General features: G+C 67.5%; 20 protein-coding genes and 1 pseudogene. 16 read left to right on the forward strand and 5 right to left on the reverse strand.

The window, feature by feature from the left end; translation table 11 throughout:
* Nucleotides 1-34: 34 nt before the first annotated feature.
* From ftsH to G7045_RS04245, 4 genes are all read left to right on the forward strand, one after another.
* Nucleotides 35-1,957: an ATP-dependent zinc metalloprotease FtsH gene (gene ftsH / locus G7045_RS04230; protein WP_166157782.1), complete on the forward strand. Its 1,923-nt coding sequence runs from the start codon at nucleotides 35-37 to the stop codon at nucleotides 1,955-1,957.
* A gap of 72 nt (nucleotides 1,958-2,029) precedes the next feature.
* A complete protein-coding gene (gene folP / locus G7045_RS04235) occupies nucleotides 2,030-2,911 on the forward strand; it encodes a dihydropteroate synthase (protein WP_166157784.1) in 882 nt (293 codons plus the stop codon).
* On the forward strand, nucleotides 2,908-4,254 hold the full coding sequence (gene glmM, locus G7045_RS04240; protein ID WP_166157787.1) for a phosphoglucosamine mutase: 1,347 nt from the start codon (nucleotides 2,908-2,910) through the stop codon (nucleotides 4,252-4,254). Before folP ends, glmM begins: the two co-directional genes overlap by 4 nt.
* Nucleotides 4,251-4,757 carry an N-acetyltransferase gene (locus G7045_RS04245; protein WP_166157789.1) on the forward strand — a complete coding sequence of 169 codons (507 nt, stop codon included), beginning with the start codon at nucleotides 4,251-4,253 and terminating at the stop codon, nucleotides 4,755-4,757. Before glmM ends, G7045_RS04245 begins: the two co-directional genes overlap by 4 nt.
* A gap of 24 nt (nucleotides 4,758-4,781) precedes the next feature.
* Here the strand turns inward: G7045_RS04245 and G7045_RS04250 are convergent, their stop codons facing one another.
* Nucleotides 4,782-6,992, reverse strand: coding sequence for an EAL domain-containing protein (locus G7045_RS04250; RefSeq protein WP_166157792.1), 2,211 nt, complete (start codon nucleotides 6,990-6,992; stop codon nucleotides 4,782-4,784).
* Between the two features lie 136 nt (nucleotides 6,993-7,128).
* On the opposite strand from G7045_RS04250, the gene G7045_RS04255 reads away from it, so the two are divergent.
* The 5 genes from G7045_RS04255 (at nucleotide 7,129) to G7045_RS04275 (ending at nucleotide 12,549) form a co-directional block, all read left to right on the forward strand.
* The gene (locus G7045_RS04255) at nucleotides 7,129-7,971 is read left to right on the forward strand and encodes a GNAT family N-acetyltransferase (RefSeq protein ID WP_166157795.1); all 843 of its coding nucleotides are present in this window, start codon (nucleotides 7,129-7,131) and stop codon (nucleotides 7,969-7,971) included.
* An 88-nt stretch (nucleotides 7,972-8,059) separates the two neighbouring features.
* Nucleotides 8,060-10,237, forward strand: coding sequence for a polyphosphate kinase 1 (gene ppk1 / locus G7045_RS04260; protein WP_166157798.1), 2,178 nt, complete (start codon nucleotides 8,060-8,062; stop codon nucleotides 10,235-10,237).
* A complete protein-coding gene (locus G7045_RS04265; RefSeq protein WP_166157801.1) occupies nucleotides 10,234-10,698 on the forward strand; it encodes a histidine phosphatase family protein in 465 nt (154 codons plus the stop codon). The genes ppk1 and G7045_RS04265 overlap by 4 nt, the downstream gene beginning before the upstream one ends.
* A gap of 90 nt (nucleotides 10,699-10,788) precedes the next feature.
* Nucleotides 10,789-11,580, forward strand: a complete 792-nt coding sequence (locus G7045_RS04270) for an SDR family oxidoreductase (RefSeq protein WP_166157804.1) — start codon at nucleotides 10,789-10,791, stop codon at nucleotides 11,578-11,580.
* 69 nt (nucleotides 11,581-11,649) lie between these two features.
* Nucleotides 11,650-12,549: an SDR family oxidoreductase gene (locus G7045_RS04275; protein ID WP_166157806.1), complete on the forward strand. Its 900-nt coding sequence runs from the start codon at nucleotides 11,650-11,652 to the stop codon at nucleotides 12,547-12,549.
* A gap of 15 nt (nucleotides 12,550-12,564) precedes the next feature.
* Here the strand turns inward: G7045_RS04275 and G7045_RS04280 are convergent, their stop codons facing one another.
* Nucleotides 12,565-13,215, reverse strand: coding sequence for a DUF1566 domain-containing protein (locus G7045_RS04280; RefSeq protein WP_166157808.1), 651 nt, complete (start codon nucleotides 13,213-13,215; stop codon nucleotides 12,565-12,567).
* Nucleotides 13,216-13,319: 104 nt separating this feature from the next.
* Between G7045_RS04280 and G7045_RS04285 the strand changes: the two genes are divergently transcribed.
* From G7045_RS04285 to G7045_RS14670, 4 genes and pseudogenes are all read left to right on the forward strand, one after another.
* On the forward strand, nucleotides 13,320-15,698 hold the full coding sequence (locus G7045_RS04285) for a Tex family protein (protein ID WP_166157811.1): 2,379 nt from the start codon (nucleotides 13,320-13,322) through the stop codon (nucleotides 15,696-15,698).
* A 56-nt stretch (nucleotides 15,699-15,754) separates the two neighbouring features.
* Nucleotides 15,755-16,579 (forward strand): HDOD domain-containing protein, encoded by an 825-nt coding sequence (locus G7045_RS04290; RefSeq protein WP_166157812.1) that lies wholly within the window; start codon nucleotides 15,755-15,757, stop codon nucleotides 16,577-16,579.
* 32 nt (nucleotides 16,580-16,611) lie between these two features.
* Nucleotides 16,612-17,520: pseudogene (locus tag G7045_RS14665) on the forward strand (alpha/beta hydrolase); the annotation flags it as partial.
* A gap of 114 nt (nucleotides 17,521-17,634) precedes the next feature.
* Nucleotides 17,635-18,018 (forward strand): GNAT family N-acetyltransferase, encoded by a 384-nt coding sequence (locus tag G7045_RS14670; RefSeq protein ID WP_240919294.1) that lies wholly within the window; start codon nucleotides 17,635-17,637, stop codon nucleotides 18,016-18,018.
* Between the two features lie 27 nt (nucleotides 18,019-18,045).
* Here G7045_RS14670 and G7045_RS04300 read toward each other — a convergent pair whose 3' ends face one another.
* Nucleotides 18,046-19,863 (reverse strand): glutamine--tRNA ligase/YqeY domain fusion protein, encoded by a 1,818-nt coding sequence (locus tag G7045_RS04300; protein ID WP_166157815.1) that lies wholly within the window; start codon nucleotides 19,861-19,863, stop codon nucleotides 18,046-18,048.
* Nucleotides 19,864-19,982: 119 nt separating this feature from the next.
* Here G7045_RS04300 and G7045_RS04305 point away from each other — a divergent pair, with 119 nt between their 5' ends.
* From G7045_RS04305 to G7045_RS04315, 3 genes are read left to right on the forward strand one after another with little or no spacing between them, the layout of a single operon-like run.
* Complete coding sequence (locus G7045_RS04305) at nucleotides 19,983-20,327, forward strand: hypothetical protein (protein WP_166157817.1); 345 nt, start codon at nucleotides 19,983-19,985, stop codon at nucleotides 20,325-20,327.
* Nucleotides 20,328-20,377: 50 nt separating this feature from the next.
* The gene (gene aroQ / locus G7045_RS04310) at nucleotides 20,378-20,821 is read left to right on the forward strand and encodes a type II 3-dehydroquinate dehydratase (protein ID WP_166157819.1); all 444 of its coding nucleotides are present in this window, start codon (nucleotides 20,378-20,380) and stop codon (nucleotides 20,819-20,821) included.
* 59 nt (nucleotides 20,822-20,880) lie between these two features.
* Nucleotides 20,881-21,672, forward strand: a complete 792-nt coding sequence (locus G7045_RS04315; RefSeq protein ID WP_370521753.1) for an alpha/beta fold hydrolase — start codon at nucleotides 20,881-20,883, stop codon at nucleotides 21,670-21,672.
* Here G7045_RS04315 and G7045_RS04320 read toward each other — a convergent pair whose 3' ends face one another.
* Together G7045_RS04320 and bfr are read right to left on the reverse strand one after the other, a co-directional pair.
* Nucleotides 21,673-22,812 (reverse strand): diguanylate cyclase, encoded by a 1,140-nt coding sequence (locus G7045_RS04320; protein WP_166157821.1) that lies wholly within the window; start codon nucleotides 22,810-22,812, stop codon nucleotides 21,673-21,675.
* 82 nt (nucleotides 22,813-22,894) lie between these two features.
* Nucleotides 22,895-23,362, reverse strand: coding sequence for a bacterioferritin (bfr, locus tag G7045_RS04325; RefSeq protein ID WP_166157824.1), 468 nt, complete (start codon nucleotides 23,360-23,362; stop codon nucleotides 22,895-22,897).
* Nucleotides 23,363-23,494: the final 132 nt, after the last annotated feature.

The raw sequence follows: 23,494 nt of genomic DNA on the forward strand, positions 1-23,494 counted from the left end.
TAGCGCTTGCCCTTTTTTTATTCTGGAGCCCCGCTTGAACAATCAGTGGTTTTCAAAAGTTGCCGTGTGGCTGGTCATCGCCATGGTGCTGTTTACGGTGTTCAAACAATTTGACACCCGTGTCGGCGCCAATGCAGGCCACATGGCGTATTCCGAATTCCTCGACGAGGTGCGCGGCGGTCGTATCAAGAGCGCCCTGATCCAGGAAGGGCCGGGCGGCAGCACCGAAATCGTCGCCACCACTGGCGATGAACGCAAGGTGCGCACCACCGCCACCTACCTCGATCGCGGGCTGATTGGCGACCTCATCAACAACAACGTCAAGTTTGACGTCAAGCCGCGCGAAGAGGGCTCGCTGCTCATGACGCTGCTTGTCAGCTGGGGCCCCATGCTGCTCTTGATTGGCGTCTGGGTGTATTTCATGCGCCAGATGCAAGGCGGCGGCAAGGGCGGTGCGTTCAGCTTTGGCAAGAGCAAGGCGCGGATGCTCGACGAGAACAACAACACCGTCACCTTCGCTGACGTCGCTGGCTGCGACGAGGCCAAGGAAGAAGTCAAGGAAGTGGTGGACTTCCTCAAAGACCCGAACAAGTTCCAGAAACTCGGCGGCCGCATCCCGCGCGGCCTGCTGCTGGTCGGCCCGCCGGGCACGGGCAAGACGCTGCTGGCCAAGTCCATCGCCGGCGAGGCCAAGGTGCCGTTCTTCAGCATCTCGGGTTCTGATTTTGTGGAAATGTTCGTCGGCGTGGGCGCGGCCCGCGTGCGCGACATGTTCGAGAACGCCAAAAAGAACGCGCCCTGCATCATCTTCATCGACGAAATCGACGCCGTCGGCCGCCAGCGTGGCGCCGGCCTGGGCGGCGGCAACGACGAGCGCGAGCAGACGCTCAACCAGATGCTCGTCGAGATGGATGGCTTTGAGACCAACCTGGGCGTGATCGTGGTTGCCGCCACCAACCGCCCCGACATCCTGGATGCCGCCCTGCTGCGTCCGGGCCGCTTTGACCGCCAGGTGTACGTCACGCTGCCCGACATCCGGGGCCGCGAGCAGATTCTGGGCGTGCACATGCGCAAGATTCCTGCCGGGCAGGATGTGAATCCGGCCATCATCGCGCGCGGCACGCCGGGCATGAGCGGCGCCGATCTGGCCAACCTCTGCAACGAAGCTGCCCTGATGGCTGCGCGCCGCAACGCGCGCGTGGTCGAGATGCAGGACTTTGAAAAGGCCAAGGACAAGATCATCATGGGCCCGGAGCGCAAGAGCATGGTCATGCCCGAGGAGGAGCGGCGCAACACCGCCTACCACGAGGCCGGCCACGCCCTCATCGGCAAGCTGCTGCCCAAGTGCGATCCGGTGCACAAGGTCACCATCATTCCGCGCGGCCGTGCCCTGGGCGTGACCATGAGCCTGCCTGAGAAGGATCGCTACTCCTACGACAAGGAGTTCATGCTCAACCAGATCGCCATGCTGTTCGGTGGCCGCATTGCCGAAGAAGTGTTCATGCACCAGATGACCACCGGTGCCAGCAACGACTTCGAGCGCGCCACCAACCTGGCACGCGACATGGTGATGAAGTACGGCATGAGCGAGGCCCTGGGCCCTATGGTCTACGCCGAGAACGAGGGCGAGGTGTTCCTCGGCCGCTCGGTCACCAAGACCACCAACATCTCGGAAGACACCATGCAGAAGGTGGACGCCGAGGTGCGCCGCATCATCGACGAGCAGTACGCCCTGGCGCGCCACCTGATCGAAGAAAACTCCGACAAGATGCACGCCATGGCGAAAGCCATGCTCGACTGGGAAACCATAGACGCCGAGCAGCTCGACGACATCATGGCCGGCAAGGAGCCGCGTCCGCCCAAGGACTGGACGCCGCGCACGCCGCCCCCGGGTGGTGGCAACGCCGGTGGCGGTACGCCAGCGGTCAAGCCCGACCCGGCACCCACGGCAGCCTGAATCTGTCTGAACCAGTACGGGGCCCCAGCGGCCCCGTTTTTTCGCCCGCTCGCAACGTCCCTGGCCTCTTTCATGTTCTGGCAAACCAGCCGCTTTCGCCTTGACCTCTCGCGTCCGCTGGTCATGGGCATCGTCAACACCACGCCCGATTCGTTCTCCGACGGCGGCCAGCACGCCAGCAGCGCGGCGGCGCTGGCGCATTGCGAGCAGCTGCTGGCCGAGGGCGCGCACATTTTGGACATTGGCGGTGAATCCACCCGCCCCGGCAGCCCGCCGCTGCCGCTGGAGGAAGAACTCGCGCGCGTGCTGCCGGTGCTGCGTGCGGCGGTGCGCCTGGGCGTGCCCGTCTCCATCGACACCTACAAGCCGGCAGTGATGCAGCAGGCGCTGGATCTGGGCGTGGACATCGTCAACGACATCTGGGCCCTGCGCCAAAGCGGCGCCGCGCAGGTGGTGGCGGCGCACCCGACGTGCGGCGTCTGCCTGATGCACATGCACCGCGAGCCGCAGACCATGCAGGCCGCGCCCATGGTGGGCGACGTACTGCCGCAGGTGCTCTCATTTTTAGAGCTGCAGACGCAATCCCTGCAAGCGCTAGGGGTCGAAAAGGATCGTATCGCCATCGACCCCGGCATTGGCTTTGGCAAAACGGTGGAACAAAACTTTGCCCTGCTCGCGCGCCAGCGCGCACTGCTGGCGCTGGGCCGGCCGCTGCTGGCGGGCTGGTCGCGCAAGTCCTCGCTTGGCGCCGTCACCGGCCTGCCTGTAGAGGAGCGCCAGGCGCCCAGCGTGGCGGCGGCGCTGCTGGCGGTGCAGCAGGGCGCGGCCATCGTGCGCGTGCACGACGTGCGCGCCACCGTCGCTGCCCTGGCCGTCTGGCAAACCATGCAGGCCATGCAGGCGCAGGCGCAGGCCCCCACCCCTGATTTCACTGAGAGAGAGACGCAACCATGACCCGCCAATACTTCGGCACCGACGGCATCCGTGGCACCGTTGGTCAAGCCCCCATCACGCCCGATTTCGTCCTGCGCCTGGGCCACGCTGTGGGCCGCGTGCTGCGCCGCAGCGAGGAGCGCCCGGTGGTGCTCATCGGCAAGGACACGCGCATTTCGGGCTACATGCTCGAATCGGCGCTCGAATCGGGACTGAACTCCGCCGGCGTGGACGTGGTGCTGCTCGGCCCCCTGCCGACGCCGGGCGTGGCCTACCTCACGCGGGCGCAGCGCGCCAGCCTGGGCGTGGTCATCTCGGCCAGCCACAACCCGTTTGGCGACAACGGCATCAAGTTCTTCAGCGCCCAGGGCAGCAAGCTGCCCGACGCCTGGGAGAGCGACGTCGAGGCTGCGCTGGCCGAACCTCCCGCCTGGGTCGATTCGGTGCAGTTGGGCAAGTCGCGCCGCCTCGATGATGCTGCCGGGCGCTACATCGAATTTTGCAAAAGCACCTTTGCCCACGACCTCTCGCTCAAGGGCCTGCGCATCGTCGTCGATGCGGCCCACGGCGCCGCCTACCAGATTGCGCCCAAGGTGTTCCACGAGCTGGGCGCAGACGTGATCGAAATCGGCTGCGCCCCGGATGGCCTGAACATCAACCACGAAGTGGGCGCTACCCACCCCGAGGCCCTGGTGCGCTCGGTGCGCGCCAACCATGCCGACTACGGCATCGCCCTCGACGGCGACGCCGACCGCCTGCAGATGGTGGACGCCAGCGGGCGCCTGTTCAATGGCGACGAGTTGCTGTACCTGCTCGCGCGCGAGCGCATGGCGCGCGACGAGCTGGTGCCCGGCGTCGTCGGCACCTTGATGACCAATATGGCGGTGGAGCTGGCGCTGCAGGCGCAGGGCGTGAAGCTGGTGCGCGCCAAGGTGGGCGACCGCTACGTGCTCGAAGAGCTGGCACGCCACGGCTGGCTGCTCGGCGGCGAGGGCTCGGGCCACCTGCTGGCGCTCGACAAGCACACCACCGGCGACGGCATCGTCAGCGCGCTGCAGGTGTTGCAAGCGTGCGTGCGCAGCGGCAGGGCCATGGCCGCGCTGCTGGCCGATGTGCAACTGTTTCCGCAGGTGCTGCTGAATGTGCGCCTGCAACCGGGCCAGGACTGGCGCAGCAACGCCCGCCTGGCGGCGCAAACCGAGGCTGTGCAGGCCGAGCTGGGCCAAAGTGGGCGCGTGCTCATCCGTGCCAGTGGCACCGAGCCGCTGCTGCGCGTCATGGTCGAGGCGCGTGACCCGGCCCAAGCCAGCGCCTGTGCCGAACGCCTGGCCAGCGCCGCCCGCAGCGACGGGGCGCCGGCATGAGCGCTGCGGTGGTGACGGTGCGCGCGGTCGATTACGCCAACCCGCGCGACGCCGCAGCCCTGGTGGCGCTGCTCGACGCCTACGCCAGCGACCCTGCCGGCGGTGGCGAGCCGCTGGCGCCTGCCGTCAAGGCGCAGCTGCCATCGGCCCTGGCCCAGCGCGCGGGGGCGTTCAGCGTCATCGCCTGGGCGCAGGCGCCCGATGGGAGCGAGCAGGCCGTGGGCCTGGTCAACTGCTTTGAGGGGTTCTCCACCTTCGCCTGCCTGCCGCTGGTGAACGTGCATGACGTGGCCGTGCTGCCCGCCTGGCGCGGCCAGCGCGTGGCGCAGCAGATGCTGGCGGCGGTGGAGGCAACGGCGCGTGCGCGCGGCGCCTGCAAGCTGACGCTGGAGGTGCTGCAGGGCAACGCCCCGGCGCTGCGCACCTACACGCGCGAAGGCTTTGTCGCCTACGCCCTGGACCCCGCGTGGGGGCAGGCCCAGTTGATGCAGAAATTGCTATGAATTAGATAGCTGCTCGCGCTGTATTTAAGCGCGCTGCAGCAGGAATTGTTCAATATCCGAGGGCGCACGCGGGGGGCTGAAGAAGTAGCCCTGCACGCCCTCGCAACCTTCTGCTGCGAGGAAGTCCAGCTGCGCCTGGGTTTCCACGCCCTCGGCCATGGTTTGCAGGCCCAGGGCCTGCGCCATGCGGATGATGGCGCTGACCATGGCGCGGTCGTTGTCGTCGTGCTCCAGGTCGCGCACGAACGATTGGTCGATCTTGAGCTTGTACAGCTGGAAGTTCTTGAGCTGGCTGAGCGACGAGTAGCCAGTGCCGAAATCATCCATCGACAGGCGCACGCCGCGCGCGCACAGCTGCTGCATGGTGGCCATGGCAGCGCGCGGGTCGCTCACGGCCACGCCCTCGGTCAGCTCCAGCTCCAGCGCGCCTGGCGGCAGGCCCGCTTCGGCCACCAGGCGGCCCACCAGCTCGGGCAGCTGCGGCTGGTGAAACTGCACGGCCGACAGGTTGACCGCCACCTTCAGGTGCACCAGTCCCTGGGCACGCCAGGCTTGCAGCTGCGCCAGCGCCTGGCGCAGCACCCACTCGCCAATGGGCAGGATCAGGCCGCTGTCCTCGGCCACGGGTATGAATTCGGCCGGGGAGATGGTGCCCAGCTCGGGGTGCTGCCAGCGCAGCAACGCCTCGACGCAGCGCACCTGGCCGCTGGCCAGGTCGATCTGCGGCTGGTAATGCAGCTGCAGCTGAGCGCGTTCAAGGGCGCGGCGCAGGGCGTTTTCCAGCTGCAGCGCGCGCTTGGCCTGCGCCTGCAGCTCGGGCGTGAAGAAGCGAAAGGTGTTGCGCCCGTCGCGCTTGGCGCGGTACATGGCGACGTCGGCACTTTGGATCAGGCTGTCGAAGTCTTCGCCATCGCGCGGGTACAGGGCGATGCCCATGGAGGGCGCGGTGGTCAGCTCGTGGTGGCCGATCTGGTAGGGGCGGCGAAAGGCTTCGAGCAGCTTGCCAGCCACGCGCTGCGCACCGCGTTCGTCGGCGCCGGGCAGCAGCAGCACGAATTCGTCGCCGCCCAGGCGCGCCACGGTGTCGTACTCGCGCACCACGGCGCGCAGGCGCTTGCCGATCTGGATCAACAGCGCGTCGCCGACGCGGTGCCCGAGCGAATCGTTGACGTGTTTGAAATGGTCCAGGTCGAGGAACAGCACCGCCGCCGGGGCGCCAAAGCGCTGTGCCTCGGCAATCGCCTGGCGGCCACGTGCGGCCAGCAACATGCGGTTGGGCAGGCTGGTCAGCGCGTCGTAATGCGCCAGCCAGTGGATGCGCTCCTGGTCTTGCTTGCGCTCCTCGATTTCGTGGTGCAGGTTGCGCACCGTCTCGTGCAGCTCGCGCGTGCGCTCTTGCACCAGTTGTTCGAGCTTTTCGTGCGCGCGCGCCAGGGCTTGCTCGGCGCGTTTGTGCTCGGTCACGTCCATGGCGATCCAGACGGAGCCCTGGGCGCTGAGCATCTTGCTGCGCACTTCGCAGGTGATCAGCTGGCCATCTTTGCGCCGCATGGTCAGCTCGCCGGCAAAGGCTTGGCCCTGTGCCAGCGGGGTGTAGCAGGCGGCGCCGGCGGCTTCCCAGGCGGCATCGTTTTCGTACCAGATGCGCGAGGATGCGCCCTGCAGCTCGCCGCTGGCGTAACCGAGCATGAGCTCGAAATGGTGGTTGCAGTGCGTCAGGCGGCGCTCGCTTAGAAAGACAATGCCGACCATGGCGTGGTCGAACAGGGCCTGCTTTTCCTGCTGCATGGTTTCGAGCAGGGCGCGGGTCTGCTTGTGCGCGTCGATGTCGTCCACCGTCCAGATCGAACCCTCGTCGCTGTTGTGCGGGTTGATCAGGCGGCCAGTGAGGCTGGTCCAGAAAACGTCGCCGTTGCGCCGGCGCATCTGGCGTTCGCAGCGAAAGGTCTGGCCCTCGGTCAGCGTGGTATAGGCCATGCGCCCGAGGGCGCGAAACGCCTCCGGGCTGGGGTGCAGGCTCTCGCTGCTGCGCCCGAGCAGCTCGGCGGCGTCCGCGTAGCCAAAAATTTCGGCGTAGCGTTGGTTGCAGTGCACCACCTGGCGCTGGCGAATGAAAACGATGCCCACCCCGGCGCTATCGAGCAGGGTTTGCTGCTCACGCAGGGTGCGTTGCAAGGGGGAGTCGGTTTCCAGGGTGGCGGCCAGCAGGGCCGACACGGTGGCGGGGGAGGACATAGAGGAAGTTATATCCGATGCAAATGCAATAGTTGATTCAAATTGTAGTTGATGCCAAAAAGCCACCGTCACGGTCTTGTCATGGCTGCAGCCCAGAGTGGGGCCACGGCCCACCGGTCGCACGAAAGGTATCGCCATGAAAGAGTTGCCCTCTCCCACCCTGCCGCTGTCGCCCCTGTCATCCCTGCCGTCTTTGCCTCGGGGGTCACTTCACCGCCCTGGCCTGGGCCTGGGTGCGCAGCCGTCTGCCAGGACGGGTCTGGAGATAGCCTGGGCACGCCACCAAGATGAGGTGCGCGCCGCCCAGCGGCTGCGCTATGCGGTCTTTGTGCAGGAAATGGGCGCGCGCTTGCCGATCACCGTGCCCGGGCACGACATCGACCTGTTCGACGATTATTGCGAGCACCTGCTGGTGCGCGAGCAGGCCAGCGGCGAGGTCATTGGCACCTACCGCGTGCTCACGCCGGCGCAGGCGCGGCGCATAGGCAGCACCTACAGCGATCTCGAATTCGACCTGACGCGCCTGCGCGCACTGCGCCCGCGCATGGTCGAGCTCGGTCGCAGCTGCGTGCACGCCGAGCACCGCCATGGCGGCGTGGTGCTGGCGCTGTGGGGCGCGCTGGCGGACTTCATGGTCAACAACGGCCTGGACACCATGATCGGCTGCGCCAGCATCCCGATGCTGCACAACGGCCTGGTCAGCGGCGACGTGGCCGCCAGCATCTGGCAGCAGCTGCGCCAGAGCCACCTGGCACCCATCGAGTACCAGGTGTTCCCGCGCCTGGCGCTGCCGGTGCAGCAGCTCGATGGTTCGCTCAGCGTTGAGCCGCCGGCGCTCATCAAGGGCTACCTGCGCCTGGGTGCGCGCGTGCTCGGAGCGCCGGCGTGGGACCCGGATTTCAACACCGCCGACCTGCCCATGTTCATGCGCATGGCCGATCTGCCCGCGCGCTACCGGCGGCATTTTTTGGGAAAGTAATGACAGTTGTGCGACCCGCATGTGTCTGTCATCAAGTTGTCATTTGTGGTTTTGATACTGCGCAGCTTGCCCACTGTCCTTGTTTGCCATGTCGTCCTTGACCCCTGTGTTGGCCGAGCCTCTGGTGCCGGCTGTTGCGGCCCCTGTGGCTGAATCTGCGCCTGTTGTCCTGCCCTCTCTGGAGCTGGCGCGCACGCCCTTGCTCGACCGCGATCACAGCATTTTGGCGTTCAACGAGCGGGTGTTTGACTGGGCGCAGCGCAGCGACGTGCCCTTGCTCGAACGTCTGCGCTATCTGTGCATCGTCTCTTCCAATCTGGATGAATTTTTTGAGGTGCGCGCCGCCGCCCATTTGACGGCGCTGCCCGAGGGCCCTGCCGAAGGCGGTGCCCAGGGCAGCGATAGCACACCAGCGCAGCTGCAGGCCTTGATGGCTGCTGCGCAAGACCTGGTGGCGCGCCAATACCGGCTCTACAACGAGGTGCTGGCGCCGGCGCTGGCGCGCGAGGGGCTGCGCATCGTCTCGCACGGCCAGCGCACGGGCGAGCAGCGGCGCTGGGTGCAGGAGTATTTCGCGCGCGAGGTGCGCCCGCTTTTGATCCCGGTGGGGCTCGATCCGGCCCACCCCTTTCCCATGGTGGCCAACAAGTCGCTCAATTTCATCGTGCGCCTCAAGGGCCAGGATGCCTTTGGCCGCGCCAACGAGATCGCCATCGTGCGCGTGCCGCGTGCGCTGCCGCGTGTGATCCGTATGCCCGCACGCGTGGCGCCCAAAGAATCGCTGTTTGTGCTGCTCTCTAGCGTCATCCGCGCGCACCTGGCGGATTTGTTCCCGGGGCGCGAGGTGGCGGAGTTCTCGCAGTTTCGGGTCACGCGCCACTCGGAGCTGGCGGTCGATGAGGACGATGTGCGCAACCTGCGCACCGCCTTGCGCCAGGGCCTGCAGCAGCGCCACTACGGCCAGGCCGTGCGCCTGGAGGTGTCGGCCAGTTGCACGCGGTTTTTGTCAGATTTTTTGCAGGCCCAGTTTGCCCTGCCGGCGCAGGCGGTGTTTCGCGTGCATGGGCCGGTGAACCTGGTGAGGCTGGGGCAGCTCGTGGATTTGGCCGAACGCCCTGGTCTGCTGTTTGCCCCCTGGCTCGGCGCCTGGCCGCAGGACTTGGCGCCGCAAGGCCAGTCCATCCTGGCGCAGATGCGCCAGCGCGACCTGTTGCTGCACCACCCGTTCGAGCGTTTTGATGCCGTCATCGCCTTTTTGCGCGAGGCGGTGTACGACCCCGACGTGCTCGTCATCAAGCAAACCATTTACCGCACCGGCGCCGACTCCGAGCTCATGGAGTTGCTGCGCGAGGCCGTGCGCCGGGGCAAGGAGGTCATGGCCGTGGTGGAGCTGAAGGCGCGCTTTGACGAAGAGGCCAACATCAACTGGGCCGAGGCGCTCGAAGCCCTGGGCGCGCAGGTGGTGTACGGCGTCGTCGGCCTCAAGACGCACGCCAAGATGCTGCTCGTCACGCGCCGCGAAGGCCGCAGCCTGCGCCGCTACGGCCACCTTTCAACTGGCAACTACAACCCGCGCACCGCGCGCCTGTACACCGACCTGGGCCTGCTCACCTGCAACGAGGAGCTGACGGCCGACATGGACGGCGTCTTTAGCCACCTGGCAAGCCAGAACCGCCCGCCCAAGCTGCACCAGCTCATGCTGGCGCCGTTTTACCTGCAGCAGTGCATGGTGGAAAAAATCGCCCAGGTGGGCCAGGCGGCCCAGGCCGGGCAGTACGCGCGCATCGTGCTCAAGATGAACGCCCTGACCGACGAGCGGCTCATCTGCGCCCTGCTGCAGGCGGGCCAGCAGGGTGCGCGCATCGACCTCATCGTGCGCGGTGCCTGCATGTTGCCGGCGCAGCTGCCGGGGGTGAGCGAGAACATCCGCGTGCGCTCGGTCATTGGCCGCTTTCTGGAGCACACGCGGGTGTTTTACTTTGGCGCCGGCGAGCAGCAGGATTTGTACCTGTCGAGCGCCGACTGGATGAACCGCAACATGCTGCGCCGCGTCGAACTGGCCTGGCCCATCCACGACGCGCAGCTGCGCCAGCGCATCATCGACGAATGCCTGGTGGCCTACCTGCACGATGAGCGCGGCGCCTGGAGCTTGCAGCCGGGTGGCCAGTACAGCCCGCCGCCCGCACCGACCGACGGCAAGGGGGCGCAAAAAGCCCTCATGCAGCGCTACAGCAGCGCCACCCCAGCACGCAAGAAGCAACGATGATGGATTTGATTTTGTGGCGCCACGCCGAGGCGCATGAGAACACCGACGGTGGCGACGACCTGCTGCGCGCCCTCACGCCGCGCGGCGAAAAACAGGCCGCGCGCATGGCCGCCTGGCTCGATCGCCAGCTGCCGCAGGGCCTGCGCGTGCTCGCCAGCCCGGCGCTGCGCACCGAGCAGACGGCCCAGGCGCTGGGGCGCAAGTTCAAGCGCCGCGCCGAGCTGCTGCCCGGCGGCACGGCGGCCGAGCTGCTGGAGCTGGTGCAATGGCCACAGGCACGCGGCGCGGTGCTGGTCGTGGGCCACCAGCCGCAGCTCGGGCAGGTGGCGGCGCAGCTCTTGGGCATCACGGCGGGCGACTGCAGCATCCGCAAGGGCGCCCTGTGGTGGCTGCGCCAGCGCCAGCGCGAAGGCCACAGCGCCACGGTGCTGCTGGCAGCGCTCACGCCCGACCTGCTGTAGCGCCGCCGCGCGCATCGCGCAGGTGACAGCGGGCGCCAGCGCTGCTGCCCACAATCGCCTTTGCTTTTTCAACCGCAAAGGGAGACACCCATGGCACGCAGCGTGCAACAACTTTTTGACTTGACCGGCCAGAGCGCCCTCGTCACCGGCGGCTCGCGCGGCCTGGGCCTGCAGATGGCGCAGGCCCTGGGCGAGGCCGGCGCACGCGTGCTGCTGGTGGCGCGCAAGGCCGACGAGCTGGCCCAGGCCGTTGCTGCGCTGCAGGCGCAAGGCATTGCCGCCAGCAGCATCGCCGCCGATTGCGCCCGGGATGACGACATCGCCCGTCTGGCGCAGGCGGCGCTTGCTGAACTGGGCCAGGTGGACATCCTCATCAACAACGCCGGCGCCACCTGGGGCGCACCGGCGGAGGATCACCCGGCCAGCGCCTGGGACAAGGTGATGGACCTGAACGTGCGCGGCTACTTTTTGCTGGCGCAGGCCATTGCCAAGGGCAGCATGATTGCGCGGCGCAGCGGCAGCATCATCAACGTCGCCTCCATCGCCGGCCTGGGCGGCAACCCGGTGGGCATGAAAACCATTGCCTACAACACCTCCAAGGGCGCGGTGCTCAACTTCACGCGCGCGCTGGCGGGCGAGTGGGGGCCGTACGGCATCCGCGTCAACGCCATCTGCCCCGGCTTCTTCAAGACCAAGATGGCCAGCGGCATCATCGCCGCCCTGGGCGAGGACAAGATGGCCGCCAAGGCGCCGCTGGGCCGCCTGGGCGACGACGAAGACTTGAAGGGTCTGGCGCTGCTGCTGGCCAGCCCGGCAGGCAAGCACATCACCGGCCAGTGGATGGCAGTTGATGGCGGCGTGAGCGCCCTGGTGGGTGCTTGATTACGATAAAAATCAGGCCCTAGCGCTTGCTGGATAAGCGCTAGCAGCTATCAAATAAGTAGCATTGCCATGATCGAGCATTTTCACGGCGCCACCGCCGTCATTACCGGTGCGGGCTCTGGCCTGGGCCTGGCCTGCGCCCGTGAGGCGGCCGAGCGCGGCATGAACCTGGTGCTGGCCGACGTGCAGGCCGACGCCTTGCAGGCTGCGGCCACCGAGTTGCGCGCCGCCGGCTGCACGGTGCTGGCGCAGACCGTGGACGTGGCCGATGCCCAGGCCATGGAGCGCTTTGCCGCTCAGGTGCAGCAGCACTGCGGCGCACCGCAACTGGTGCTCAACAACGCCGGTGTGGGCGCTGGCGGGCTGATCTGGGAAAACTCGTTGCAGGACTGGCAATGGGTGCTGGGCGTGAATTTGTGGGGCGTGATCCACGGCGTGCGCCTGTTCACGCCCATGATGCTCGCCGCTGCCCAGGCCGACCCGGCCTGGCGCGGCCACATCGTCAACACCGCCAGCATGGCCGGGCTGCTCAACGCCCCCAACCTGGGGGCCTACAACGTGACCAAGCACGCCGTCGTCAGCCTGAGCGAGACCCTGTACCAGGACCTGGCCCTGGTCAGCACCCAGGTCGGCGCCAGCGTGCTGTGCCCGTACTTCGTGCCCACGGCCATCGACCGCAGCGAACGCAACCGCCCGCAGGACGGCGCGGCCCCGCTCAGCCGCAGCCAGCAGGTCAACCAGGCCATGGTCAGCAAGGCCGTGGCCTCGGGCAAGGTCAGCGCCGAGGATGTGGCGCGCCAGGTGTTCGCCGCCGTTGCCAGCGGCCAGTTCTACATCTTCAGCCACCCACAGCTGCTCGCCGGCGTGCGCCAGCGCCTGGAGGATGTGCTGGCGGCGCGCAACCCGAGCGATCCTTTTGCCGATAAACCGGCCCTGGGGGTGCAGCTGCGGGGGGCGCTTAAGGGGTAGTGCACCCTTGGGGTGTCAGGGGCGCTCGGTGGCCGCATCCGCTGCCGGCTCGGCCGCTTTCTCCTGTTCTGGCGCCGGCCGCACGAAGCGCACGAACAGCAGGGTGCTCCGGCCAAAGTCGGGGCTGGCCTCGGCGCTGCCGGTGTCCACGGCCCAGCCCTGGACGACGGAGAGCGCGCTCTCGCCCTGGCCGCCGCGTGCCACGTTGCCGTAGGCGTAGGGGTTGACGCTGCCGGTGTTGACGTTGGCCGTGGCCGTCCAGTGCCAGCCGGCGGGCGCGTTGGGAAAGAGCTGCGGGTTGAGCGCCGGCGGCTGCGTGCTTTTATCGACCAGGCGGCGCAGCTCGGGCACGCGTGGCAGGCGCCAGCCCACGCCCTCGGCCTTCCAGCGCTGCACCGCCAGCGCCTGCGCCTGGGCGTGCGACAGCAGGCGGGGCTGGCCGCTGCAGCTGCTGCCCGTCCATTGCATTCCTTCGACGCAGCGCGGCCAGGCCAGGCGGGCGCGGGTGTCGATGACGAAGGCACCGTCGCTCGACGGCTGCAGGTGCGGCTGGGCCGGGGCCGCTGGCGTGCTGGGGGCTGCGGCCAGCACGGGCGGCATCTGGGCGCTGGCACTACTGCCGAGGCAGGCCAGGAGGACGATGCAGAAGGGGTGCAGACGGGGCATGGCAGGCTCCTTGAGGTGGGGCGATTGTTGCCCAGAAAACCGCTGGGCCGCTATGGCACACTCGCCGGCTTTCCTTGTATATGCCCCTGGATGGCTTTGACAGCATGGACCAGATCATTGCGCAGATCGCAACAGAAATTCGCGTCACCCCGGCACAAGTGGCTGCCGCCGTGGAGCTGCTCGACAGCGGCGCCACCGTGCCCTTCATCGCCCGCTACCGCAAAGAGGCCACGAATGGCCTGGACGACGTGCAGCTGCGCGAGCTCGAAGCGCGCCTGGCCTACCTGCGCGAGCTGGCCGAGCGCCGCGTGGCGGTGCTCAAGGCCATCGACGAGCAGGGCAAGCTGACCGACGCGCTGCGCGCGGCGATTGCCGCCGCGCCCACCAAGCAGGAGCTCGAAGACATCTACCAGCCCTTCAAGCAAAAGCGCCGCACCAAGGGCCAGATCGCGCGCGAGTTCGGCATTGAGCCCCTGGCCGACAAGCTGCTGGCCGACCCCACGCTCGATCCGCACACCGAGGCGCAGGCCTTTTGCCAGCCCGCCACCACCTTGGACGACGGCAAGCCGGGGCCGGATTTTTCGACCACGCTGGCCGTGCTCGACGGCGTGCGCGACATCCTCTCCGAGCGCTGGGCCGAGGACGCAGTCCTGGTGCAAAGCCTGCGCGAATGGCTGTGGGCCGAGGGCCTGCTGCGCAGCAAAAAGGTCGAAAGCAAGAACGAGAACGACCCCGAGGTCGCCAAGTTCCGCGACTATTTTGATTACGACGAGCCCATAGGCCGCGTGCCCTCGCACCGGGCCCTCGCGGTGTTCCGGGGCCGGGCGCTGGAAATTCTGGAAGCCAAGCTGGTGCAACCGCAGGAGCCTGAGGTGGGCCAGCCGAGCCTGGCCGAAGGCCGCATTGCCCTGCACCTGGGCTGGAGCCACCAGGGCCGCAAGAGCGACGACCTGCTGCGCAAATGCGTGGCCTGGACCTGGCGTGTGAAATTGAGCCTCTCGACCGAGCGCGACCTGTTCACCCGCCTGCGCGAGGAGGCGGAAAAGGTGGCCATCAAGGTCTTTGCCGACAACCTGCGCGACCTGCTGCTCGCCGCCCCCGCCGGGCAAAAAGCGGTGATGGGGCTGGACCCCGGCATCCGCACCGGCGTCAAGGTGGCGGTGGTGGACGCCACCGGCAAGCTCGTGGAGACGGCCACCATCTACCCGCACGAGCCGCGCCGCGACTGGGACGGCAGCCTGGCGACGCTCGCCCGTCTGGTGCAAAAGCACGGCGTGCAGCTCATTGCCATTGGCAACGGCACCGCCAGCCGCGAGACCGACAAGCTTGCCGCCGAACTCATCGCTTTGTGGCAAAAATCGGCTCCAGGGCAAGCAGAGCAAGCGCGAGCAGCTATCGAAAAGATAGTGGTGAGCGAAGCCGGGGCCTCGGTGTACAGCGCCAGCGAATACGCCAGCCAGGAGCTGCCCGACGTGGACGTGAGCCTGCGCGGCGCCGCCAGCATTGCCCGGCGCCTGCAAGACCCGCTGGCCGAGCTGGTGAAGATCGAGCCCAAGAGCATTGGCGTGGGCCAGTACCAGCACGACGTGAACCAGAGCGAACTGGCACGCACGCTGGACGCGGTGGTGGAAGACTGCGTCAACAGCGTGGGCGTGGACCTGAATACCGCCAGCAGCCCGCTGCTCTCGCGCGTGGCCGGGCTCTCGCCCAGCGTCGCCAAGGCGGTGGTGCGCTGGCGCGAGCAGCACGGCGCCTTTGCCAGCCGCCAGCAGCTCTTGCAGGTCACGGGCCTGGGGCCCAAGACCTTTGAGCAGGCGGCGGGCTTTTTGCGCATCCGTGGCGGCGAGAACCCGCTGGACATGACCGGCGTGCACCCCGAAACCTACCCGGTGGTGCAGAAGATCATCGAAAAAACGGGCCAACCCGTGGCCGAGCTCATGGGCCGCGCCGACATGCTCAAGACCCTGCGCCCGGAGCTGTTCGTGAGCGAAAAATTCGGCGCCATCACGGTCAAGGACATCCTGGCCGAGCTGGAAAAACCCGGCCGTGACCCGCGCCCGGACTTCAAAGTGGCGCGTTTCAACGACGGCGTGCAGGACATTGCCGATCTCAAGGAGGGCATGGTGCTCGAAGGCACGGTGAGCAACGTGGCGCAGTTCGGCGCTTTCGTCGATCTGGGCGTGCACCAGGACGGCCTGGTGCACGTGAGCCAGCTGGCCCACAAGTTCGTGCAGGACGCGCGCGAGGTCGTCAAGACCGGGCAGATCGTCAAGGTGAAAGTGCTGGAAGTGGACGTGGCGCGTGCGCGCATCAGTCTGACCATGAAGCTCGACGCCGCCCCCGCGCGCCGCGACGGGCCGCGCGAGAACCGCTTTGAAGGGGCCGGGCGCGGCTACGCCCAGCCGCCGCGCCGGGGCGGCCAGGAGGCGGCCCAGCCCTCGGCCATGGCCTCGGCCTTTGCCAAGTTGCAAAACAAAAAGTAAGCACCGTGGTGGACGGGACATAATCGAAACGGTTTATTACCTTTCACGACCGCCCCATGGAGCTCAACGCCCTGCTGGCGACCCCGGTCGCCCTGCCTTGCATACCGCGCACGGTCGCGTTGCTGATGGCCGAGCTGGGCCAGCAGTCGCCCAGCCTGCGCCGGCTCAACCAGCTCTTTGGCGCCGATCCGGCGCTGGCCGCGCGCCTGCTGGAGCAGGCCAACGCCCCGGCTTTTCAGGCCCCGGGCCAGATCGTCGGCATCCCCGAGGCCCTGGCCCTGCTTGGCACGGCGCAGCTGCGCGCGCTGGTGGCAGCGGCGCCGCTGGGTGCGGCCTCGCGCTCGGTGCCGGGGGTGAATCTGCAGCAGTTCTGGCGCTATAGCCGCAACACCGCCAAGCTGGCGCGCGCGCTCGCCGGCTTTGTGCACCAAAACCAGATTGCGGCCTACACCGCCGGCTTGTTGCACGGCCTGGGTGAGCTGGTGCTGCACCTGGCCGACGCGGAAAGAACCCAATCCCTCAACACCCTGGTGGCGCCGCTCGATCCGCGCCGCGCCAAGATCGAGCAGCGCATCCTGGGCTACAGCTACGCCCACGTCAGCGCCGCCCTGGCGCAGCGCTGGCAGCTGCCGGGCGTGGTCGTCGATGCCCTGCGTTTCATGGGAGCACCGTTCGACAACGACGTGTACGAGCCCCTGGCCGGCGTGCTGCACCTGGCCGTCTGGCGCGCGCGTGCACGTGAGGCGGAGTTGGGGGAAAAAGAGCTGGCCGTGAGCTTTCCCGGCGAAGTGGGCGTCACCCTGGGGCTCGACATCGACATGGTGCTGCAGCAAGACCCGATTGACTGGACCGTGCGCCCCGACGCCGGAGATTACGTGTGACCGCTTTGGATCCCCTTGAATTGACGCCCCCCATGCGCAGCGTGCTCCAGGGCATGGCCCGTGCTGCGCGGCCACCGCTGCACCACCTTGCCCCCGCGCAGGCGCGCGCGGCGTATGAGGCGGGTGCGGGCGTGCTCGAACTGCCGCGTGCGCCCATGGCGCAGGTGCAGCACTTGCTCATACCGGCGCGCGATGGCGCTTTGCTGCCGGCGCGTCTGTACGCCCCGAGCAGCGCTGCCGGCCTGCCGCTGCTGCTGTACCTGCACGGCGGCGGTTTTACGGTGGGCGGCCTCGACACGCACGAGGTGCTGTGCCGCGAGCTCGCGCGCCTGGCCGGTTGCCTGGTGCTGGCGCTGGACTACCGCCTGGCGCCCGAGCACCGCTTCCCCACCGCCCACGATGACGCCTGGGATGCGCTGCAATGGCTGGCGCTGCAAGCGCCCGCGCTCGGCGCCGATCCGGCGCGCCTGGCCGTGGGCGGCGACAGTGCGGGCGGCACGCTCTCGGCCTACTGCGCGCTCATGGCGCGCGACGCCGGCCTGCCGCTGGCGCTGCAGCTTTTGTTCTACCCCGGCACCACGCCCTGCCAGGACACAGCCGCGCACGCCCGCTACGGCCAGGGCCTGATCCTGGAGGCCGCCGGCATCGACTGGTTTTTTGACAACTACCTGCCCACGCGCGCGCAGCGTGAGGACTGGCGCTTTGCCCCGCTGCTCGCCGCTGAACACGAGGAATTGGCCCCGGCCTGGATCGGTCTGGCCGAATGCGACCCGCTGGCCGACGACGGCATCCTCTACGCCGACTGCCTGCGCGCGGCGCGCGTGCCGGTGGCGCTGGAGATTTACCGGGGCGTAACGCACGAATTCATCAAAATGGGCCGCGTCCTGCCCGAGGCCCGCCAGGCCCATGCCGACGCGGCGCAGGCGCTGCGGCAGGCTTTTGGTCTTTCTCCGGAACAGGCGCAGCACGCCACCCATGGCGCGGTGGACGGCCCCATGCCGGAGCTGCACCTGGGCGATTGGGCGCAATTGGGCGCGGACGCAACGCAGCTGCGTATGGCGGTGTTTGTGCAGGAGCAGGGCATTGCGCCGGAGCTGGAGATCGACGCCTTGGACGCCCAGTGCCTGCACGCCGTGGCCTACAAAATTTATAACCGCCAGGACACGCCCGTGGCCACCGGGCGCCTGCTGCCGGCCGATGCCGATGGCTGCAGCCGCATTGGCCGCATGGCGGTTGACCACGCCCTGCGTGGTCGGAACTACGGGCGTCTGGTGCTCGACGCCTTGCTGCGCGCCGCCCGGGCGCGCGGCGACCGCTCGGTGCTGCTGCACGCCCAGTGCAGCGCCGAAGGTTTTTACCGCCGCGCCGGCTTTGTGCCCGAGGGCGAGCGCTTTGACGAGGTGGACATTCCCCACATCGCCATGCGCCTGCGCTGGTAGCCCGGCGCAGGCGGCTGGGCCTGGGCCTTATTTACCCCAGCTGTCCTTGAGGCCGGTGATGCGGTTGAACACCGGTTGGCCACCCGCCTGGTGATCCTTGCGGTCGGCCACGAAGTAGCCAAAACGCTCGAACTGGAACTTGGCATCGGGCTGCGCCTGGGCCAGCGAAGGCTCGACGTAGGCCGGCACCACCTTCAGGCTGCTCGGGTTGAGCAGCGCCAGGTAGTCCTTGCCGCCGGCGTCGGGCTGGGCGTCGGTGAACAGGCGGTCGTACAGGCGCACCTCGGCGGCCACGCCGTCGGCTGCGCCCACCCAGGTGATGGCGGCCTTGGCTTTGACGCTGTCGGCGCCGGGCGTGCCGCTCTTGGTGCCCGCGATCACCTTGGCCTGCACCTCTATCACCTGGCCGCTGGCGTCGCGCGTGCAGCCCGTGCATTCGATGACGTAGCCACCCTTCAAGCGCACCAGGTTGCCCGGGAACAGGCGCTTGTAGCCCTTGGGCGGGGTTTCTTCAAAGTCTTCGCGCTCTATCCAGACCGCGCGCCCGATTTGGAAGTGGCGCTCAGGCGGCGGCGTCTGGCCTTCGGCCAGGGCGGCGTGGGGCAGGGCGGGTTGGGTGCAGTCTTCCAGGTAGTCGGCGCTGCCAAATACTTCGGCCCAGTTGGTGAGCACGAGTTTGACCGGGTCGAGCACGGCCATGCCCCGGTGCGCCTTGTGCTCCAGGTCTTCGCGCAGGCAGCCTTCGAGCGTGCCGTAGTCGATCCAGGAATAGTCCTTGGTGACGCCGATGCGCTCGCAGAACAGGCGGATGCTCTCGGGCGTGTAGCCCCGGCGGCGCAGGCCGACTATTGTTGGCATACGCGGGTCGTCCCAGCCGGTGAGCGTGCCGCTATCGACCAGGTGCTTGAGCTTGCGCTTGCTGGTGACGACGTAGGTCAGGTTCAGGCGTGCAAACTCGTACTGGCGCGGCGGCGGGGCCACGAGCAGGCCTGCTTCGATCAGGCGCGCCATGAGCCAGTCGTAGAACGGGCGCTGGTCTTCAAATTCGAGCGTGCAGATGCTGTGCGTGATCTGTTCGAGCGCGTCCTCGATGGGGTGGGCAAAGGTGTACATCGGGTAGATGCACCAGGCGTCGCCCGTGTTGTGGTGCGTGGCGCGGCGGATGCGGTAGATGGCCGGGTCGCGCAGGTTGATGTTGGGGCTGGCCATGTCGATCTTGGCGCGCAGCACGGCGGCGCCGTCGGCCAGTTCGCCATTCTTCATTTGGCGAAAGCGTGCCAGGTTTTCCGCCGGGGTGCGGCTGCGGTAGGGGCTGTCCACGCCGGGCTTGCCAAAGTCGCCCCGGTGGGCGCGCATTTCGTCGGGCGTTTGCTCGTCCACGTAGGCGTGGCCGGCTTCGATCAGCGCCTCGGCGGCGCGGTACATGAAGTCGAAGTAGTTGCTGGCGTAGTACAGGTGCTCGTGGCCTGCGGCGTCTTTCCAGTCAAAGCCGAGCCAGCGCACGGCGTCGAGGATGGCATCGACGTATTCCTGCTCCTCTTTTTCCGGGTTGGTGTCGTCAAAGCGCATGTGGCACACGCCGCCGTAGTCGCGCGCCAGGCCGAAGTTCAGGCAGATGCTCTTGGCGTGGCCCACGTGCAGGTAGCCGTTGGGCTCGGGCGGAAAGCGGGTGCGCACCTTGGCCGTATCGAGGGGGCCGCCTGCATGGTGCGCGCCGTCGCCGGGGCTGCCGGCCCAGTGGCGACTGGCGTGGGTGCCGGCGGCCAGGTCGGTTTCGATGATCTGGCGCAGGAAGTTGCTGGCGCGCGGGGTGTCGGGGTGGTTGGAGGGGTGGGAGGAGCTCATGGCGCAATTTTAGGCGGGGGGCTGTGTACGTTCCGACACAAGCGTAAAGCCCATTCTTGCCATCTTTTTGGGGGGCTGGTGCGTTGAGGCTTTAAATCTTGCTTGAAGGAGCCTGTTGTATGACGCAAACCCGTTCTCTGTCCGCCATGGTCGCCGCCTGGGGTTTGGCCTTGGCCGCTCTGGGCGGTGCCAGCACGGCCCAGGCGCACAACGACGTCACCTGGACGGTGGGTGTGGGTGTGCCAGGCGTGGTCGTGGGGGCCACCAATGGCCGCCCCTACTACGCCCCGCCGCCGGTGTATTACGCCCCGCCTCCCGTGGTGTACACGCCGCCGCCGGTGGTGTATCGCCCCTCGCCGCCGGTGTATTACGCGCCGCCTCCGGGGCATTACCGTCCGGACTATCGGCACCATCACCATCACCATCACCACCGAGGCCATGGCCGGGGGCATGACCGCGATTGAGAGCACCTGGGGCGGATAATCCACGGCTTTCTTCGCCTGGAGACACCGCTGTGAAAACCGTTTTCGTCCTCAACGGTCCGAACCTGAATTTGCTCGGTACGCGCGAGCCCGCCGTGTATGGCGCGCAGACACTGGCCGATGTGCAGCAGCTGTGCGCCCAGGCGTGCGTGCGCCATGGGCTGGCGCTGCGTTTTCACCAGAGCAACCACGAAGGCGCGCTGCTCGACTGGCTGCACGAGGCCGGGGCCCTGCACGCTGGCGGGCAGCTGGCGGGCGTGGTGCTCAATGCCGGCGCCTACACCCACACCAGCGTGGCGCTGTACGACGCCATCAAGGGCACGGGCCTGCCCTTGATCGAGCTGCACATCAGCAACGTGCATGCGCGCGAGAGCTTTCGCCACCACTCCTACATCTCGCCGGTGGCGCGTGCCGTGGTGTGCGGCCTGGGTGTGGCCGGCTACGGCCTGGCGATTGACGCCATCGCCCAGTGGTAAGCCCGGCCCCGCCTGCAGTGCTGCAGTTGCTGGCGCAGGCGCAGCGCTGCCACACCCCCATGGCCGAGGGGCGCATGGTGTGGCATGTCTGGGGCGCGCCCACGCCAGGCGTGGCGCCGCTGGTGCTGCTGCATGGCGGCAGCGGTAGCTGGACGCATTGGCTGCGCAGCATTGCGCCCTTGCAGCACACTGGGCGCCAGCTGCTGCTGCCGGACCTGCCGGGGTTTGGTGACTCCGACGTGCCACCCGGCGGCGGTCAGGATGCCGACGCCATGCTGGCGCCGCTGCACAGCGGCCTGCAGGCGCTGGTGGGGTCGGCGCCGGTCGATTTGGTGGGGTTTTCTTTTGGCGGCTTGCTCGCCGGCCTGTACGCCGCAGCGCAGCCGCAGCAGGTGCAGCGCCTGGTGGTGGTGGGCGCACCGGGCATGGGCGTGGTCAGCAGCGTGCGCATACCGCTGCGCGGCTGGCGCCACCGGGCCGATGCGCTGGCGCAGCAGCAGGTGCACCGGCACAACCTGGCGGCGCTGATGCTGCACGACGCGGCGGGCATTGATGCCCAGACCCTGGCCGTGCACATCCACAACGTTGAACGCGATCGCCTGCCCCGGCGGCGCCTGGCGGCGGGCGATCGTTTGGCGCAGGCCCTGGCGGCCTTTGCTGGGCCGGTTCATGCCATTTATGGCGCCCACGATGCACTGTATCCCGGTGATGGCTTGCAGCGCTTGGAAGCGGCTTTTGCCCAGAGCGCGCCGCAATTTTTGGGACTGGCGCGCATTGCCGGCGCCGGCCATTGGGTGCAGCACGAGCAGCCTGCTGCGTTTTTGGCGGCGCTGCAGCAGGCGCTGGCCTGATCAGGCCGCGCAGACCTGGTCGCGCCCCTGCTCCTTGGCGCGGTACAGCTGGCAGTCGGCGCGGGCCAGCAGGGCGTGCATATCTGCATCTTGGGGCTCGACGGTGGCCACCCCCAGACTGATGCTGCAGCCGGGGTGGTCGGCACTGGTGGGCAGGCGCGCCGCTTGCAGCAGGCGCTGGGCGCTGGCCAGGGCGCTGCTGGCGTCGGCCCCGGGCAAAAGGGCCAGAAATTCTTCGCCGCCGTAGCGCCCGAGCCGGTCGGCACCGCGCAGCTGGGCGGCGCAGCGGCGGGCAAAGTCTTGCAGCACCCGATCGCCCATGGGGTGGCCCCAGTTGTCGTTGATGCGCTTGAAATGATCGAGGTCGAGCAGCAGCAGCGAAAACGGCTCGCCCGCCTGTTGCCACCGTTGCCAGGCTTGCTCGCATTCCTGAAAAATGGCATGGCGCGAGAGCACGCCGGTGAGGGTGTCGCGCGTGGCCAGTTGTTCAAAGCGGCTGCGCAGTTGTTCACTCGCCATCAGCAGCACACCGATACAGACCAGGGTGAGGGAGAAGGAAAACGTTGCCAGGTACAGCGTCTGCAGCGGGGTGGCCGCAAAGCGTGGGGTCACGGCGCCATCGACCCAGAACGTACCCACGGCGCGTGCCAGTAACACCAGCCCCTGCACCAGCAGCACCGCCAGCGTAAAGCGCACTGCAAACCCCCGCCCCCGCCGCCACAGCAGGTGGGCGTGCACCAAAACGGCGCTGGCCAGGGCCGTGGTGAAGATGGCGACGCGCAAGCGGTAGTCGGGCCAGACCCAGAAAAACCAGGCCAGCGCCCCCAGCGTGGCCAGGCCCAGCAGCAGCTGGCGCACCCAGGGCAGGCGCTGGCCGTAGTAGGCCAGGCTGCCAAAGTAAAAAAAGATGGCGCCCGCCAGCAGCAAGCCGTTGGCGCCCAGTACCAGCGCGCCGGCGGGCAGGCGGCCATCGAGCCCGTAGAGCAGGGTGGAGCCCAGGCACAACAGCGGCGCGCCAGCCCACCAGCCCATGCCGCCCACGGGTTGACGCAGGCTTTGGCGCATACCAAACAACACCAGACCCATGGCGATATTCAACAGCCCGGATATGGCGTTGAGGGTGCGCAGGTCGAAATCCATCCAGAAGCCCAAAAGGGCCGAATTATCTGAGGATTGTTAAAATTGTGCGTTTTTGTAAGGAATTCGGCGCATTGCGCCAGGTTTATTCCATCTGCGACTGCAGGTAGTTCTCCAGCCCTGTTTGCGTGATCAGGCCCAGCTGGGTTTCGATGAAGTCGATGTGCTCCTCGGTGTCTTCGAGCAGCTTTTGCAGCAGGTCGCGCGTGACGTAGTCGTGCGCGCTCTCGCAGTAGGCGATGGCTTCTTTCAGGTGCGCCTGGCCGCCTTGTTCGGCGCGCAGGTCGCAGGCCAGAATCTCGGGCACGTCCTCGCCCAGCAGCAGCTTGCCCAGGTCTTGCAGATTGGGCAGGCCGTCGAGCAAGAAAATGCGGTCCATGATGGCGTCGGCGTGCTTCATCTCGCTGATCGATTCCTTGTATTCGACCTGCGCGAGCTTCTCGAAGCCCCAGTGCTTGAGCATTCGGTAGTGCATGAAGTACTGGTTGATCGAAGTCAGCTCCAGCTTGAGCTGGGCTTGCAGGTAGGAGAGGACTTTGGCGTCGCCTTGCATGGTGGGGCTCCTGTGGGATGGGGGTTGAAACCGGCATTGTCGGTGACTGCGGCGCACCGCCAAAAGCCCATGCAAGTGGAGGGAACTTTTATAGTTTTGAACAATCAAACCGATTCAATCAATTGATTAGAT

The organism is Acidovorax sp. HDW3, assembly GCF_011303755.1.
Taxonomy (GTDB): Bacteria; Pseudomonadota; Gammaproteobacteria; order Burkholderiales; family Burkholderiaceae_C; genus Paenacidovorax.